Annotated in this window: 16 protein-coding genes and 1 tRNA gene; 7 read left to right on the forward strand and 10 right to left on the reverse strand. The window is 50.3% G+C overall.

Annotated features, from left to right (window positions below):
- Positions 1–41: 41 nt before the first annotated feature.
- The gene (locus tag LKE13_RS00255) at positions 42–1,583 is read right to left on the reverse strand and encodes an acyl-CoA synthetase (RefSeq protein ID WP_227947677.1); all 1,542 of its coding nucleotides are present in this window, start codon (positions 1,581–1,583) and stop codon (positions 42–44) included.
- Between the two features lie 279 nt (positions 1,584–1,862).
- Between LKE13_RS00255 and LKE13_RS00260 the strand changes: the two genes are divergently transcribed.
- Positions 1,863–2,711 (forward strand): crotonase/enoyl-CoA hydratase family protein, encoded by an 849-nt coding sequence (locus LKE13_RS00260; RefSeq protein ID WP_227947678.1) that lies wholly within the window; start codon positions 1,863–1,865, stop codon positions 2,709–2,711.
- A 40-nt stretch (positions 2,712–2,751) separates the two neighbouring features.
- On the opposite strand, the gene LKE13_RS00265 is transcribed toward LKE13_RS00260, so the two are convergent.
- From LKE13_RS00265 to LKE13_RS00285, 5 genes are all read right to left on the reverse strand, one after another.
- Positions 2,752–2,828: transfer RNA gene (locus tag LKE13_RS00265), tRNA-Arg, on the reverse strand.
- 87 nt (positions 2,829–2,915) lie between these two features.
- Positions 2,916–3,095, reverse strand: coding sequence for a DUF3012 domain-containing protein (locus tag LKE13_RS00270; protein WP_227947679.1), 180 nt, complete (start codon positions 3,093–3,095; stop codon positions 2,916–2,918).
- A 70-nt stretch (positions 3,096–3,165) separates the two neighbouring features.
- Positions 3,166–4,044, reverse strand: coding sequence for an OmpA family protein (locus tag LKE13_RS00275; protein WP_227947680.1), 879 nt, complete (start codon positions 4,042–4,044; stop codon positions 3,166–3,168).
- A 226-nt stretch (positions 4,045–4,270) separates the two neighbouring features.
- On the reverse strand, positions 4,271–5,524 hold the full coding sequence (gene arsJ, locus LKE13_RS00280; protein ID WP_227947681.1) for an organoarsenical effux MFS transporter ArsJ: 1,254 nt from the start codon (positions 5,522–5,524) through the stop codon (positions 4,271–4,273).
- Positions 5,521–6,552 (reverse strand): ArsJ-associated glyceraldehyde-3-phosphate dehydrogenase, encoded by a 1,032-nt coding sequence (locus LKE13_RS00285; RefSeq protein ID WP_227947682.1) that lies wholly within the window; start codon positions 6,550–6,552, stop codon positions 5,521–5,523. Before LKE13_RS00285 ends, arsJ begins: the two co-directional genes overlap by 4 nt.
- Before the next feature lie 170 nt (positions 6,553–6,722).
- On the opposite strand from LKE13_RS00285, the gene LKE13_RS00290 reads away from it, so the two are divergent.
- Entirely contained in the window at positions 6,723–7,661 is a 939-nt protein-coding gene (locus LKE13_RS00290) for a cation diffusion facilitator family transporter (protein ID WP_227947683.1), read from the forward strand.
- A 2-nt stretch (positions 7,662–7,663) separates the two neighbouring features.
- Here LKE13_RS00290 and LKE13_RS00295 read toward each other — a convergent pair whose 3' ends face one another.
- The 4 genes from LKE13_RS00295 to LKE13_RS00315 form a co-directional block, all read right to left on the reverse strand.
- Entirely contained in the window at positions 7,664–8,038 is a 375-nt protein-coding gene (locus LKE13_RS00295; RefSeq protein ID WP_227947684.1) for a hypothetical protein, read from the reverse strand.
- Positions 8,039–8,160: 122 nt separating this feature from the next.
- Positions 8,161–8,379: a DUF3126 family protein gene (locus LKE13_RS00300; protein ID WP_227947685.1), complete on the reverse strand. Its 219-nt coding sequence runs from the start codon at positions 8,377–8,379 to the stop codon at positions 8,161–8,163.
- Between the two features lie 16 nt (positions 8,380–8,395).
- Positions 8,396–8,878, reverse strand: a complete 483-nt coding sequence (locus LKE13_RS18830; protein ID WP_415776476.1) for a cold-shock protein — start codon at positions 8,876–8,878, stop codon at positions 8,396–8,398.
- Between the two features lie 145 nt (positions 8,879–9,023).
- The gene (locus LKE13_RS00315; RefSeq protein WP_227947686.1) at positions 9,024–9,785 is read right to left on the reverse strand and encodes a CbiX/SirB N-terminal domain-containing protein; all 762 of its coding nucleotides are present in this window, start codon (positions 9,783–9,785) and stop codon (positions 9,024–9,026) included.
- 248 nt (positions 9,786–10,033) lie between these two features.
- Here LKE13_RS00315 and LKE13_RS00320 point away from each other — a divergent pair, with 248 nt between their 5' ends.
- Genes LKE13_RS00320 through LKE13_RS00340 form a run of 5 tightly spaced genes read left to right on the forward strand, consistent with a single transcriptional unit; the run spans position 10,034 to position 15,574 of the window.
- Positions 10,034–11,080, forward strand: a complete 1,047-nt coding sequence (locus LKE13_RS00320; protein ID WP_227947687.1) for a C4-dicarboxylate TRAP transporter substrate-binding protein — start codon at positions 10,034–10,036, stop codon at positions 11,078–11,080.
- A gap of 54 nt (positions 11,081–11,134) precedes the next feature.
- Complete coding sequence (locus LKE13_RS00325) at positions 11,135–11,803, forward strand: TRAP transporter small permease subunit (RefSeq protein WP_227947688.1); 669 nt, start codon at positions 11,135–11,137, stop codon at positions 11,801–11,803.
- 5 nt (positions 11,804–11,808) lie between these two features.
- Positions 11,809–13,110, forward strand: coding sequence for a TRAP transporter large permease (locus LKE13_RS00330; RefSeq protein WP_415776482.1), 1,302 nt, complete (start codon positions 11,809–11,811; stop codon positions 13,108–13,110).
- Between the two features lie 56 nt (positions 13,111–13,166).
- Positions 13,167–14,333: an acyl-CoA dehydrogenase family protein gene (locus tag LKE13_RS00335; protein ID WP_227947690.1), complete on the forward strand. Its 1,167-nt coding sequence runs from the start codon at positions 13,167–13,169 to the stop codon at positions 14,331–14,333.
- A gap of 32 nt (positions 14,334–14,365) precedes the next feature.
- Complete coding sequence (locus tag LKE13_RS00340; protein ID WP_227947691.1) at positions 14,366–15,574, forward strand: CaiB/BaiF CoA transferase family protein; 1,209 nt, start codon at positions 14,366–14,368, stop codon at positions 15,572–15,574.
- The last annotated feature ends 22 nt before the right edge of the window (positions 15,575–15,596 follow it).

A 15,596-nucleotide genomic window follows, 5' to 3' on the forward strand; every position in this document is an offset into this window, starting at 1 on the left:
CTTCTACTCCCGGGCGGCCTGAAGATTATTTGAGTATGATTTCAGATGGGAACGCGAAGGTCGCCGATTTCGTCCTTCAGAACCCGTTTCAGAACCTTCCCGGTCGCATTACGCGGCAGTTCCTCCATAAAGACAACATGCTTCGGGATTTTGTATCGGGCGAGTTTATCCTGACAATAGTGGATTACGTCGTCTGCGGATAGTTGCTTGTCCGGCGCGATAACGATGACGGCACATCCTACTTCATCCCAACGATCATCCGGGACACCAATGACCGCCAGATCAGCGATTTCCGGCATTTTGAACAAGGTACTCTCGATTTCCGCCGGGTACACATTCTCTCCGCCGGAGATATACATATCTTTCCAGCGATCAACGATGAAGTAATGCCCTTCCTCATCCACTCTGCAGGCGTCGCCGGTATGCAGCCATCCATTCGTTATTGTTTCGGCATTAGCGTCGGGTCGGTTCCAATATCCGGGAGTGATGTTCGGCCCCTTCACCCATAGCTCTCCGGTTTCTCCTTGTCGAACGTCCTCGCCATTTTTATCGACAACGCGCGCCTCCGCATTCAAGGCAAGTTTCCCCGCAGAGCCCGGTTTACTGAACGCCATTTCCGCATCTTGCACTGTCACTGTCGGGCTGGTTTCTGTCATTCCATACCCTTGTTGCAAGGCCAGCCCCCGCGCCTTATAGGTTTCAAGGAGTGGCACAGGCGTAGGTGCCCCGCCGACGCCAGAACAGGCAAGGCGTGAAAAATCCGTTGTGTTAAATTCAGGATGTTGGCTCATAAAAAGGTAATTTGCTGGCACGCCAAAGAAATGGGTAAGACCTATCTCCTCATCATCAATGATGCGAAGACATTCCCCCGGATCAAAGGCCCGCATGACCAATGTTGTTCCGCCAAAATAGAGCGCAACGGAGCTGTAGCAGTTAAGTCCGCCTGTATGGAATAAGGGCAAGATTGTTAGTGTCTTGGCATCCGGCGTGAAATAGGTGGGAACGCCTAGGTTCACCGCGTTATAAAAAGCCATGCCATAAGTATTCATCGCGCCCTTCGGCAGGCCGGTCGTGCCAGAGGTATACATGATCGTCCAAACATCGCCATGGGTGACATTTGTGAGTGTTGGTGTCGGGTTCGCGGCCTTGATTGCCGCCTCATAGGGTGTATCGCCTCCGCCTCCGCTCGTTTCCAGAAAATGAAGGACGTCAGTTCTTTCCTTTAGCTCCCCTATTTCTACAGAGAACTGTGAATCATGGATAAGAGCTTTTGGCCCAGCGTCGCGGATGATGAAATCGAGTTCATTGACTGTAAGTCGCCAGTTAAGCGGCAGAAATATAGCGCCAATCTTGGCGCAAGCCGCCTGTATTTCCAACATATCAGTCGAATTCATGGCGAGAACCCCGACCCGGTCACCTTTTTCTATCTCACAATTTTTCTGCAAATGAAAAGCAAGGCGCAAGGCCCTGTCATTTGCCTCGGCATAGGTAAAATGGCGATTGGAATGGAGATCTACCCAGACCTCTTTTCCCGGAACCCTCTCTGTGTGATGGGCCAGCCAGTCGTAATGCGTTACGCTCATATTTTCCTCCCCGTCTTGCTTTTTTTGTCTGCAGGTTATTGTTGAATTTTCTCCGTCAGGCGGATTATGGGCCGCTCACTATATTTATGCGCGGCCATCATTTCCCGCTTCGCCAATACAATAATATTTTATGGTGTCCCTGTTGTTCCTCTCATCATGCCCGCTTTCACCATTTTGTAAAAGCCCTTTGGCCTCCGAAGAGGTTTGATACCTGCCCTATATCGCCGTAAGATGGGCCAAAATAATAAGCATTCAAACTCTGAGAAGGGATAATCCGCCGTGACATATAGCTGCTTCGACGTTCAAATAAAAAATCAGATCGCTCATATCATTCTTAACCGGCCTGAAAAGCGCAACAGCATGATCCCGGCATTCTGGAATGAACTTCCCGAGATTGTTCGGGACATCGATGAAAATGCAAAGGCAAGAGTGATCGTTATTTCCTCGACCGGGCCGCATTTCTCCTCCGGGCTGGATGTCGCCTCTTTCGTGCAGCCAGAAATAACCGATCCAAAAGAAAAACGAGCCTCGGAAATTAGCGCTGGCGCCGCATTTTATGGCGCCGTCAAGAACATGCAGCAGACTTTCACGGCGTTGCAGGACTGCCGCCTACCCGTCCTTGCGGCCATTCAAGGTGGCTGTATCGGTGGTGGGGTTGATCTAATCACAGCCTGCGATATGCGCTATGCCACCGAAGATGCGTTTATCACAATCTTCGAGACAAATATTGGCATGACCGCTGATGTCGGAACTTTCCCCCGAATTACCAAGGTGATCGGCGACGGCCTTGCACGGGAGCTAGCCTATACGGGCCGCCGGATGCCCGCGAATGAGGCAAAATCCGCAGGCCTGTTTAACACCGTCTATAAAGATCAGGAGGCACTTCTCGGCGCCGTCATGGAAATAGCAAAGGAAATCGCCAGCAAGGCACCGCTTGCGATCATGGGCTGCAAGCGCATGATGAATTATTCACGCGATCATTCGATAGAGGATAGCCTTGATTATATCGCTATATGGAATGCCAGCATGTTGCAGCGGGAGGAAATATTTGAGGCGATGAAGGCCAATGCCGAAAAACGGCCCGCCGAGTTTGTCGAACTGCCGCCTATTCAAAAGAATATTGGCTAGCCACCCCGTCGGCACAGGCCCTAAATAGATAAAATGAGAGTGGTGATCCCGACAGGACTCGAACCTGTTACCTCAAGATTAGGAATCTTGCGCTCTATCCTGATGAGCTACGGGACCATATCCCGGGTTTAGCAGAGAGCTTTTTTGCATGCCACAAAAAATTGGAGGGAATTACTCACGCGGTTCCCTCCCCATATCATACGGTCAGTCAGAAGTCAGGACGCAATTCTTTGCGAAATCAGCTGCTTCATTCGCGGACCAGTCGCCCTTGGGCTTTTCTTTCATTGTTTCACACCATTCCTTGCTCCCCACTTCCGGGTCGCAAGCCGCAAGTCCCAGCGCAAAAACGGACAAAAGAATAAAGCCGACAAATTTCCTAATCATATTTTTCCCTCCAGATACAAAAAAAGGACGGGGCGCGTTTCCGCGTCCCGTCCCTTCTTGAGTGTCAAGATTACTTGCTTTCGACGGTAATTACCACACGACGGTTTGCCGCGTTTTTAACACCATCAGCAGTCTGGACTTTTAGGTCCTTCTTACCGTAGGAGCGCATGATAATCCGCTTCGGCTCCATGCCTTCCTCGATACCCATGAAGGCAACGTTTTCGGCACGGCGTTCACCAAGCTTGTCATTGTAGACTACGCTACCGACTGTATCTGTATAGCCAGCGATCGTGATCTTCGGATCCTTGAATTTTTTCATGTATTCCGCAGCTGCTTTGACCTCTTCCATAGAGCCTGGCAGTGGTGTATCGGAATCGAAATCAAAATTCACTTCGAAGGATTGCGGCGCCATCATGGGTTCTTTCTTCTTCATGACGACAACTTTTTCTTCAACAACAACCGCGACCGGTGCCATTGCAGCTTCAATCTCTTCCATCGCTAGCACGAAGGCATCCCGGCAAGCGGCGATATCTTTCGGCTGCCAGTTTTCTTCCTGCTCCTGCACCCAGCAATCAAAGCTTGTCTGGGCTTTTGCTGCCTGCATCGGAAGCTTCTCACGTGCGCCAGCATTCAGAACCTCCATCAAACGTTCCCGCGCGCCGATCAGGACCGGCTCTCTGTCGGAAGGAAGATGCCATTCTTCTGGGTGATAGGGATCAACCTGTTCCCCACGTGTTGCCGCCATTGCCTTTTCTGCAAAGCGGTCAGAATCAATGTAGTCGCCTTCGTTATATTCAGCTTTCGCAAGTTCAATATAACCTGTGTAAAGCGCTTGCTGGTACTCACTCCCGCTCGGGCTTAACCGTTCGGCCTGTTCCAACTTGCCACCACATGCCGCCAGCACGAGCGAAGCTGCGCCAACAATCGCAAATCTAATCGTATTTTTCATAATCTTCCCCTCAACCCTTTCCAAGGTGCACTGGTATAACACCAAGTATGGTTAATACTAGTACGTTGCAGAGCAGCAAACAATAAAATTCACTGTCATAAAGCTGAAATAAGCTATTTGTGCGTTGTTTCAACTCTTATTTTGCAAATACTTAATAAAACCTATGAAATAAAAATGTCCTAAATACGGCAACTAACGACCATATTTATGACTTTAACATTCATACTTATGAAACATTCGTTACGGTTTCTTGACGGCCAATTCCTCGTACTAGGATAGCTGCCGCCGCAATCAGAACGGCTGAACCGATCAGGCATACCTCCACACCGCCGATTTGATATAGCATGCCGGACATGAGCGTACCCAAAAACCGCCCTCCTGCGTTCGCCATATAGTAAAACCCGACATTGAGTGTGGTTTGATCCGTGTCCGAGATCGCGAGAATTAGGTAAGAGTGAAGCGATGAATTTATCGCGAACAGAATACCAAACAACGCCAACTCGCCAACCGTTACAATACCGAGCCAAGCGATATTGTCCGTTAAAGCAATCTGATCAGTCAGAAGATAAATTACAACAGCAAGCAACAGGGGGACAATCGCCAGCGCCCCGCCCCAAAGGCTCGCCGCGATCACCTCCATTGTAACCCCGTCAGGCGATTTTTGAACAAAGCGCGGCGCCACGGCCTGAACAAATCCATAAACAATGACCCACACAGCCATGAAGGTGCCGATTTCGACGAAACTCCATCCCAGAACTTCATCCAAAAACAAGGGGACGCCGACCACAAACCAGACGTCCCGACCGCCGAACAGAAAGAATCGGGCCAGGGAGATCAAGTTTATGTCTCGTGTCTTGGAGAGTATGCGCGAAAAGGGAGGTTTTGAGGTCGGCTGCCCGGCAAACTGCTTCAAGAGAAGGAAAGACGCGACCAAAACTACCGCAAGGCCAGCCGCCATAAAAATCAATGCCCCTTCAAAACCGATAGACGTCAACAATGCACCACCGAGGAAGAAGCCTGCGCCCTTCAAGGCATTTTTTGAACCTGTCAGCGCCGCCACCCACTTAAACAGCCGGGAGGTGCCACCTTCAGGCAACAATATCTTGATGGAGGATTTGGCGCTCATCTTGGTGAGATCTTTGGCGACTCCCGACAGTCCCTGAGACAGGAAGACATAGAGCACCGACATTTCTCTGGACCAACTCGGATCAAGCTGGGAGAGCATAAAAAGTGCCGCAATTTGCAGCCATAGGCCCGCGTATAAAGTAAAGCGCAAGCCAAGCCTTGCCGCAATCCAGCCCCCTACCAGATTAGTAACAACCCCGAAAAATTCATACAGAACGAATAATGCCGCGAGTTCAATGGGCGTGTAACCCAGACTATGAAAATGCAGAAGGACGATCATCCGAAGCGCGCCATCGGTCAGGGTTAACCCCCAATAGGCGCTTGTAACTACGGCATAATCGCGCCACGCAGTCATCGGATTTCCTTCGCGACCTTAGCCGCCAATTCCCGCATTCGCCAGACATAACCGGTTTCATTGTCATACCAGGAGAGGATTTTGACCTGAGTTTCATCAACAACCATCGTCGATGGCGCATCAACAATTGAAGAACGACGATCATTGACGAAATCAGCGGAAACGAGCGGGCGCGTTTCATAGCCGAGAATGCCCTCAAGTTCCGCCTCGCTCGCGGCTTTGAAGAAGCTGTTTACTTCTTCCACCGTTGTTGGGCGGGCGACTTCCAATACGCAGTCCGTGATCGACGCATTCAGCAGCGGAACCCTTACCGCGACGCCATTCAGTTTACCTGCAAGCTCCGGATATATCATGGCAATCGCCGTCGCCGAGCCGGTTGATGTAGGAATAAGAGAGTTCAACGCGGACCTTGCCCGACGTAAATCCTTATGCGGTGCATCAACAATGATCTGCGTATTAGTGACATCATGAATTGTCGTGATCAGGCCGTGCCGAATGCCGATATTTTCCTGTATCACTTTAATCAGCGGTGCCAGACAATTCGTGGTGCAGGACGCGTTGGTCAGAATATGATGCGCAGTCGGATCATAGAGATGATCGTTAACGCCCATCACGATATTTATGTCCGCGTCCTTGACTGGGGCAGCGACGATTACTTTCTTTACACTTCCGGAAAGATAGAGCTGCAACACATCCCGTTTTTTAAACTTGCCGGTGCATTCAATAACGATATCAACATCTCGCTCTGCCCAGGGAATCTCGGCCGGATCAGCATGGTCGGAAAATGTCATCGAGAAATCACCGGCTTTCAGATACGGTTTTTCCCAGAGAACTGGAATGTCGAGATGCCCATGAACACTATCAAACTCGAGCAAATGAGCCGCAGTTTCCGGGCCACCCTTTACTTCATTGATATGGACAACATCAAAAGCCGGGCCGCTTTCCCTCTCCTTAGCATGTTCCAATGCCGCGCGCAGGAACAACCGCCCCATGCGACCAAACCCGTTTATCCCAATCCGGACTGCCATTTATTCCACCACTTATGCATACAGATTTGTCCACGCCGCATTTTACTGCGACTGGTGAACTCGCGTCACCCTAGTTTTCGGATATTACATCTTTATGTCAAAATTCTATGGACAACCAATGTGCCGCCCCTGTCTAATTAGCGGAATTCCTCTCGAAACCGGTCTATTTTATGGCATCATCACATTCACATACCGACAGCAAAGCACATAGTCATTCGCATGATCATGCACCGAAAGTAACGGAAGATAGCGAGCGGCGTATTTTCTGGGTTATGTGCCTAACTGGCGGGTACATGATATTGCAAGCGCTGGGCGGTTTGTTCTCCGGCTCCCTCGCCCTGCTTGCTGATTCCGGGCATATGCTCTCCGATACAGCAGCGCTTGGCCTCGCGTGGTTTGCCTTTCGCCTGGCTTCCAAACCAGCGGACAGTAAACGTTCCTACGGGTATCACCGCTTTCAGATTCTGGCGGCCTTCACCAATGGCCTAACCCTTTTCTTCATTGCCGGATGGATCATTTTTGAGGCAGTTGAACGCCTGATGTATCCCGGAGAGGTCATCGGCGGCATGATGCTTGTCATCGCATGCGGCGGACTGGTGATCAATATCGTTGGTTTCTATCTGCTCCATCGTGGCGACCGCCATAATGTAAATATGCAGGGCGCCTTGCTGCATGTGATGGGGGATTTGTTGGGCTCTGTCGCCGCCATTGTCGCGGCTATCATCATCCTTATGTTCGGATGGATGGCCGCGGACCCCATCCTGTCGATACTGGTTGCGGTCATTATCCTGAAAAGTGCCTACAGCCTTGTTCGACGGTCCGGCCATATCTTGCTGGAAGGCACACCAGAGAATCTGGACATGATGCTGATTCGGGAAAAACTGGTCGCGTATATGCCAGAAATCATCGACGTCCACCATATGCATGCCTGGTCCCTTACTGCAGAAAAGCCAATTGTGACTATGCATATTCAAGTTAAGCCGTCAGCGGATATAAAATCTACGCTACACGCAATCAACGCGTTTTTGCTTTCCGAATTTGAAATTGACCACGCGACATTGCAGCTTGAACATGGCAATTGCAGCACCGACGAAATTCTGGAAAAATAGCTTTACTGCCAGAGTGGTCGCGCCGCGCTGGCAATGCCTTTTGCTTCTCCCCATGGGCCCGTGCTCATTACGGAAAGCCAGCGCATGGGTGCCGGGCTCACAATTCGAACTTCAACCATACTGCCGCGTGTGACTTGTGCGCTCAATCGGGTACTCAGGTTTGATTTTTCAAGGCTACACCGAATTGCAGCGCCCGGAAGCCAGAATTTTGCGGGCACTTTGCCTTGAATACGATATCGTTTTTCAGGCTTTCCTATAGTCGAAATCCGGCAATCCCCGGCAAAGGCTGCGCCTAGATCCCCCGAAACTTCCAATGTAATCAAGTCCTGTTTACCCGCAACGACAGGCATGCCCGAAAACTGGGCAAGCATCAGCATTACCGCAATCCCTAATTTATGTCTTGTCCGCATGGTGACATCATAAAAAAGCATGGTTAACAAAACAAAAACCCGATTGCGGGAAAGCAACCGGGTTCAAAATCGACTGATACTCGATTTCGTTAAGAAGTCGACGGCAAATCCATATCAAGTATGGTCATATGAAAAGCGAATGACACTTCGCCTTCATCCTCATCCCGATAGACAACCCCGATAAATTCATCACCGAGCAGAACCTCAGCCGTTCCATCGGATGGCCGACGCTCTTTGACATTGAACTCTTCATTGCCAAATTTTTCCCGCAGGTAGCGCTGCACCTTTAATGTTTCCGTTCTCGTCATTATGGCCCCGCGTTTCTTATAGAATTTCGAGTGAGTCTGCGATCGGTCCTTTTACGCCCATGCGGACAACACATTTAACCTTGGTATCCAGACCTATATCTTCAAGGTTGATGTCAGAACGCTCCAGCATATTAATGTGGATAAAGACATCCTCTCCACCACCATCCGGCGTCACAAACCCGTATTTATGTTCGGGAACAAAGGTAGTCACAACACCCGTCACCTCGATATCATTACCGACGACAACCTCTTCTTCCTCTTCCGGCTCATGAATTGCGACAACCTGCTGGCCGCGATCCCCATCTGCAAGGTCACAATTAATCTGCATACCTTCCCGGAGTTCAGTATAGGAAGTGTTTTGCAGAACCGAAATATGGACAAAGGCATCTGGAGACCCATCGGCGGGCGAGACAAAACCAAATCCCTTGGCTTCATCGAAAAATTTTACAGTCGCCGATATATTCTTACGGACGGGCTTGGACGGCTTACGATCATTCATCCTTAAAGGACCTCATTATTTATAACAAACGGTGCAATACCCAATATAGGGGCAAAGCTCAAATATTTCCGTGATTTTGTATCAGATCAGAACGCGGCTGTCTGTAGCCTTATTTAATCCGCCGTTCCTAACAGTTTCGCAGTTTTCAGATTTTATTGAATTTGGCCGCGCAGCGGGAGATGCTATGCTGGATTAACCGGACAATTTCTGGGCGGGTTCCGATCGCCCCCGCATAGTGAGCCGGCAGCTTGCTTCCCGTTTCCCGCTGCCATTCGGCAATCGCGCCGGGCACATCCTCCATCGCGTGCGGCCCGTCCGCTGCGAACAAACCTACAAGGACTAGCGGCGGTCCGTTCTCAGGTTGATTCTTTAGCCATTGACCGAGGAACGGCGCTTCATTCAGGAAGGCAACAGAAACCCTGGCAAATTCTTGCCTGCTTTCAACCGTCCTCTGCTGCAGATAGGTCGCCTCGGCAGAGGCACGCGATTTTTCTGAACCGTGGGCGACAAGGACGAGATGAATGTCCACCGGAGCATATCCCTTATCAGCACAAACTTCCTGTGCCATGGCGGATATTATTCCGGCCAATTCAGGATCAATTCCGAGGGCATCACATTGATACAGCTGGCGATCTGTGCAAATACGCTGCCCCTCCGTCAACTCAAATAGTTCCGGAATGCGTCGCGCAACAAAATATCCGTTGCTCATAAAGAATGGTAACAGAAAAACTTCTCCGCCCGGCAAATTGGGGGATGTGTGATTACCAGCAAGGAAACAAACCCCCACCTGTCCATAGCGATTGCTTTGCTGCAATGTCAACGCATGCTGCTTGGCAGCCTCCTGTGCGTCAACCGACACACTGGAACCATGGGCAACTATAAGGACTGACGGACGCGTAGGTGGCATTGGCAAATCTTGTTAAAGACCAAGGTGGTGCGGCTAAATTTCATCATAGCATTGTGTTTACAATTTTTCGGCCAAAACTGGAAAAAAAATCACCTCGTTTTCTCTTTACGTCGCTATCTAACCTAGGTATTTAGATTTTAGTGGCCCGCAAGTGTTGAAGTATGCGATAATGCTTTTCATCAGTGGCAAAAAGTAAAATCAAAGCCATGGGTTAAGAATAATTGGTTCCGAATGGGAGGAAGATAAAAATGTTCAAACGTACAGTTATGTCGATTGCGGCGTTCTCCGCTGCATCGATGATGGCGTTCAGTGTGTCTGCTGCTGACGTCGTAGATGGACCTAACGTTAATTGGAATGTATCTACGTGGGGCAAACAAAGAGCCTTTACGGCAAGCGTAGAAGCGATCAGAGACTATGTCGCTGAACGCACAGGCGGTAAATTCAAGATCAAGATACATTATGGTGAGGCCCTCTCCAAGGCGAGAGAAAACCTGGACGGCATTAAACTTGGCGCCTTTCAGATGGCAATGTTTTGCTCTGCCTACCATCCGGCTAAGCACCCGACACTGTCGGGACTAGACCTTCCCTTCTTGCCGTTTCCTAACCTGAAAGTTCAAACGGCAGTGCATGAAACCTATTATGCTGACCCTGCAGTCGCAAAAGATTTGGCCCGCTGGGACGCAAAGCTGCTGATGAGTTCACTATTACCGCAGTATGAATTTACGGGTGTCGGCAAGCCTCCGGTCACGCTGGAAGACTGGAACGGCATGCGCGTTCGTGCTTTGGGCGGCATTGGTGAAGCAATGAAGAAAATTGGTGCCGTTCCAACTACTGTGCCTGCACCGGAAGTTTACACATCACTGGAACGCGGTACGATTGAAGCTGCATCCTTCCCGTTCACCTATGCTCATGTGGCCTACCGCCTGACAGATATCGGTGAATGGTATACTGCGAACATGTCTCCTGGCGCGAATAACTGCCCGGTTGTTGTCAACATTCCGGCGTATGAAAAGCTTCCGCCTGAGTATCAACAGCTTCTCCAGGATGCCAAACCTTCTGCATATGAAGCCCTTTATGCTGCGTATGATGCCGCGGACAAGAAAAATTTTCCGATTATGAAGGAAAAAGGCATGACAGCGATCACCTTCTCTGATGAAGAGATCGCCAAGTTCCGTGCTGTTGGCGCAAAGCCAGTCTGGGACGAATGGATCGCAAAAATGAATGCCGATGGATATCCCGGCGATCAACTTTTTGAATTGATCATGACGACTTCAAAAGAAGCCTCCAGTAACTAAACTTTGAATTGAGGGCCTGGCTTGCCGGGCCCTCTTTCAACATAAGAAAAACTCATGACATCATCAAATCCCCCTAAGGGTTCGGCGTCCGGATCGGCTTTTGCCGCATTTGACCGTGGCTTTTCCAAACTCGAAAATTTCCTGAACGGAATTTCCGCTCTTGCAATATTTTTTGTGATGCTGATTGGTGTCACTCAGGTATTCAGCCGGAAGCTTCTCAATTTGCCGATTCCCGGTTATATCGACTTTATCGAACAAAGCATGGTTGTTTTTGCGTTTTTCGGAATTGCCTATTGCCAGAGGCTTGGGGGACATGTGCGCATGGACCTCTTTATGGCAAAATTTAGCGGGCGGCCATTGTATTTCCTTGAAGCATTAGCAACGCTGGTTGGACTTGTTGTTATCACCATCTTGATTGACACCAGCTGGCTGCATTTTTTGAGGGCTTACGAGCTTGGGGATTCAACGATTGATATCGGAATACCTATCTGGCCTGCGAAAATTGCCATCCCGCTTGCGTTTATGGTTCTCTGGGTGCGATTTGCGCTTCAGTTCATTGGTTTCATCCGGCTGACTATTTACCCATCTGCGGAGATTATTGCCGTACCCGTGATCGAAGACGTTATTACGACGGCCCGGCACGAGATTGAAGATGCGCTCGGCGAAGACGCCGCAAAAGAAGCAAAATTCGACGAAACCTATATTAAAAAGGGTAAAAAATAATGGAGATGGATCCTCTCCTTTCCGGCATAATCGGCATGGGCGCGCTGATCGTTATGGTATTTTTGGGTGTTCGGGTCTACATCGCCGCGACGGTTGTTGGCATGTTAGGCATTGTGTCCATTATTGGTTGGAGTGCCGGCACCGGTATCGTTGGAACAATCCCGCACTCGAAATCCACCCTATATTCCCTGAGCGTGCTGCCGATGTTCATCCTCATTGGCTTCCTCGCGTTTCATGCCGGAATAACGACAGCCGCTTTTGATGCCGCGAAAAAATGGATAGGGTGGGTCCCAGGTGGCCTCGCTGTTGCGACTGTATTTTCGGCGGCGGGGTTCGCGGCTGTTTCGGGCGCAAGCACGGCCACAGCAGCGGTTTTCAGTCGGGTAGCTATTCCCGAAATGTTAGAAAATGGTTACGATCGGAGATTGGCCGCAGGCGTTGTCGCCGCGGGTGGAACACTCGCCTCCCTGATCCCGCCGAGTGCCATTCTGGTAATCTATGCCATTATTGTCGAACAATCCGTTGGCGCGCTCCTGCTGGCAGGCTTTATACCGGGAATAGTCTCTGCGCTTATCTATGCGCTTATTATTATGTTCCGGGCGACCATAAATCCGAAACTAGGCCCACCCGTTCGTGGCTTCACGATGGGTGAGAAGATGAAGTCCTTACCCGGCACGCTTCCAATCGTCGCCGTTATTGGCATTATTTTCAGTGCTATTTACGGTGGCTGGGCGACGCCAACTGAGGCGGGCGCACTCGGTGCCTTTGTCGTCCTCATCATGGCCTTTTTCCATGGGATGCGAACGAAAGAGTTGAAGGACGCATTGTTCGAAACTGCCAAGCTTACTGTGATGATCTTCTCGATCATCTGGGGTGTGCTGGTTTTTGTCCGGTTCCTCGGATTTTCGGGTCTGCCCGAAGCCTTCGCAGAATGGATCCTTGGCCTGCCCTTGCCCCCGACTGTCATCATTATCCTGATTTTGTGCGGCTATGCTATCCTCGGCATGTTCATGGACGCAATCGGGATGTTGCTCTTGACGCTTCCCGTTGTTTATCCAGCGGTTATCGGGCTTGGGTATGATCCAATCTGGTTTGGTATCATTGTTGTGAAGATGGTAGAAATCTGCCTGATTACCCCACCCATCGGCCTCAATTGTTATGTGGTGAATGGGGTCAGACCGGATATACCATTATCGGATGTCTTCCGCGGGATCGGTCCGTTCTTTATCGCTGATGTGTTGACCATCGCCTTGTTCATTGCCTTCCCGGCATTGATTGTCTGGTTGCCGCAAACCATGCTAAACTGATTTAAACTACATCTTCCGGCCTCCTGCCAAAATCAAAAATAAAAAGGAGTAGGTAAATGGATTTTACGCTCACCGAAGAACAGCATGCTATTGTCGAAAATGTCGAGGCGCTTTGTGCGCGCTTCGACGATAGTTACTGGCTAGAGAAAGATCGCACTGGCGATTTCCCGTTTGATTTTCATACGGCAATGGCAGAGGCCGGATGGCTTGGTATTACTATGCCCGAGGAATTTGGCGGCGCCGGGCTCGGCGTTGTCGAAGCTGCACTGATGATGCATACGGTGGCAAAATCCTCTGGCGGGATGTCTGCGGCTTCGGCCATTCACATCAATATTTTCGGACCTCACCCGATCGTTGTTTTCGGCAGCGAAGATCAGAAAAACCGTTGGCTCCCTCCGCTTATCAAGGGCGAGGTCAAGACATGCTTTGGGGTGACAGAACCCAACGCCGGCCTAAACACGACGGCCCTTGAAACACGGGCTGAGAAAACGGCGGACGGCTATCTTGTGAACGGTCGAAAGATTTGGACAACCACGGGACAAGAAGCAGACAAGATGTTGCTTCTGGCCCGCACGACACCAAAAGAAAACTGCAAGAAAGCAACTGACGGACTGTCCATCTTTTACACAGACATGAACCGTGACTATATGGATGTTCGTGTTATTGACAAAATGGGCCGCAAAGCTGTTGATTCCAACGAAGTTTTTATAGACAACTTACCGGTGCCAAAGGAAGATCTGATCGGAGAGGAAGGTAAGGGGTTTTATTACCTCCTGCACAGCCTAAACCCGGAGCGCGTTCTTGTCGGCATGGAAGCCATCGGTCTTGGCATGAATGCACTCGGCCGGGCGGCACAATACGCCCGTGAAAGAGAAGTATTCGGTCGCCCGATTGGTAAGAATCAGGCAATCCAACATCCGCTCGCTGAAAATTGGATGGAGTTAGAGGCCGCCTACCTAATGGCAATGAAAGCCGCGTCAAACTACGATGCGGGGCTTGAAGCAGGCGTTTTTGCCAATGCCGCCAAATATCTTGGCGCGGAAGCAGGCTTCAAAGCATGTACTCAGGCGGTCATGACCCATGGTGGCATGGGCTATGCCAAGGAGTTCACCGTTGAGCGACTGATGCGCGAAGTCATGATCTGCCGGATTGCCCCTGTCAGCCCACAGCTGGTACTCTGTTACGTTGCTGAAAAGGCGCTCGGATTACCGAAATCCTATTGATAAAAACATTTTCCCTCGGACACAGGTGAGAAATGAGCAAAGCTAATAATGGGCCTCTAACAGGCATAAGAGTTGCCGACCTTACGTCTGTTCTACTCGGGCCATATGCGACGCAAACCCTCGGCGATATGGGCGCGGACGTGATCAAGATCGAGGGACCCGAGGGTGATACGACCCGCGATCTCGGACCACGCCGCTCTCCTGGTATGGCAGCCATATATCTGAACGCCAACCGTAACAAGCGGGCATTGGGCATTGATTTGAAATCAGAGGAAGGCTACGCCGCCCTTCTCAAGCTGCTCGGAACTGTCGATGTTTTTCTGCACAACATGCGACCTTCCGCAATCAAGCGGCTGCGCCTTACTTATGACGATGTGAAAGCGGTCAATCCAAACATTGTCTATTGCGGTGCCTACGGGTTTGGACAGGACGGGCCCTATGCGAACAAGCCGGCCTATGACGACATGATCCAGGGTGTCAGCGGACTTGCGGCTACCCAATCAAAACTGATGGGACGGCCAGGATATATGCCAACAGTGATTGCCGATAAGGCGACGGCACTGACGGCTGTTTATGCGGTGACCATGGCGTTGTTTCATCGCGAACGCACGGGCGAAGGACAGGAAGTTAAAATTCCGATGTTTGAGACGATGGTGCAATTCCATATGCTGGAACATCTTTACGGTGGGAATTTCGATCCGCCGATAGGGTCTGTTGGTTATCCGCGCGCTATCTCCCCAAACCGCCATCCCTATAAAACCAAAGACGGAATGATCGGCGTTCTTCCGTATGTTGATAAACAATGGAAGGCGTTCTTTGAAATGGCTGGCCGTCCGGAATTGATGGAGGATCCCCGTTTTTGCAATATTGAAGCCCGGCTCGACAATATCGATGCGGCCTATGAAGTACTGAGCGAGATCATCGAGACCCGCACATCCGAAGAATGGCTTAAAGATCTGGATGCCGCAAGCATCCCGGCGGTACCAATCAACGACCCGGAAGATCTTCTTGAGGATGAACATCTTCAGGCGGTGAATTTCTGGAAAACAATGGATCATCCATCGGAAGGGAAACTGGTATATCCGGGAATTCACACAGAATTTTCAGCATCCCCCGGGGAAGTTCGACGACACGCCCCACGTCATGGGGAGCATAACCGGGAAATCCTGCAGGAAATTGGTATGTCGGAAGGAGAAATTGACAGACTTATATCCTCCGGTATTCTTTGTTCAAAAACCTAATATACGGCCCATAATAACTAGA

It is taken from the genome of Sneathiella sp. HT1-7, assembly GCF_020731145.1.
In the GTDB taxonomy this organism is placed as follows: domain Bacteria; phylum Pseudomonadota; class Alphaproteobacteria; order Sneathiellales; family Sneathiellaceae; genus Sneathiella.

Coding starts and splice junctions, on each gene's coding strand:
- LKE13_RS00285 (WP_227947682.1), bottom strand. CDS start 6,552: ATGGCAGTCCGGATTGGGATAAACGGGTTTGGTCGCATGGGGCGGTTG.
- LKE13_RS00275 (WP_227947680.1), bottom strand. CDS start 4,044: ATGAAAAATACGATTAGATTTGCGATTGTTGGCGCAGCTTCGCTCGTG.
- LKE13_RS18830 (WP_415776476.1), bottom strand. CDS start 8,878: ATGAATGATCGTAAGCCGTCCAAGCCCGTCCGTAAGAATATATCGGCG.
- LKE13_RS00295 (WP_227947684.1), bottom strand. CDS start 8,038: ATGCTGATGCTTGCCCAGTTTTCGGGCATGCCTGTCGTTGCGGGTAAA.
- LKE13_RS00270 (WP_227947679.1), bottom strand. CDS start 3,095: ATGATTAGGAAATTTGTCGGCTTTATTCTTTTGTCCGTTTTTGCGCTG.
- LKE13_RS00320 (WP_227947687.1), top strand. CDS start 10,034: ATGTTCAAACGTACAGTTATGTCGATTGCGGCGTTCTCCGCTGCATCG.
- LKE13_RS00325 (WP_227947688.1), top strand. CDS start 11,135: ATGACATCATCAAATCCCCCTAAGGGTTCGGCGTCCGGATCGGCTTTT.
- LKE13_RS00255 (WP_227947677.1), bottom strand. CDS start 1,583: ATGAGCGTAACGCATTACGACTGGCTGGCCCATCACACAGAGAGGGTT.
- LKE13_RS00340 (WP_227947691.1), top strand. CDS start 14,366: ATGAGCAAAGCTAATAATGGGCCTCTAACAGGCATAAGAGTTGCCGAC.
- LKE13_RS00330 (WP_415776482.1), top strand. CDS start 11,809: ATGGATCCTCTCCTTTCCGGCATAATCGGCATGGGCGCGCTGATCGTT.
- LKE13_RS00315 (WP_227947686.1), bottom strand. CDS start 9,785: ATGCCACCTACGCGTCCGTCAGTCCTTATAGTTGCCCATGGTTCCAGT.
- LKE13_RS00290 (WP_227947683.1), top strand. CDS start 6,723: ATGGCATCATCACATTCACATACCGACAGCAAAGCACATAGTCATTCG.
- LKE13_RS00300 (WP_227947685.1), bottom strand. CDS start 8,379: ATGACGAGAACGGAAACATTAAAGGTGCAGCGCTACCTGCGGGAAAAA.
- arsJ (WP_227947681.1), bottom strand. CDS start 5,524: ATGACTGCGTGGCGCGATTATGCCGTAGTTACAAGCGCCTATTGGGGG.
- LKE13_RS00335 (WP_227947690.1), top strand. CDS start 13,167: ATGGATTTTACGCTCACCGAAGAACAGCATGCTATTGTCGAAAATGTC.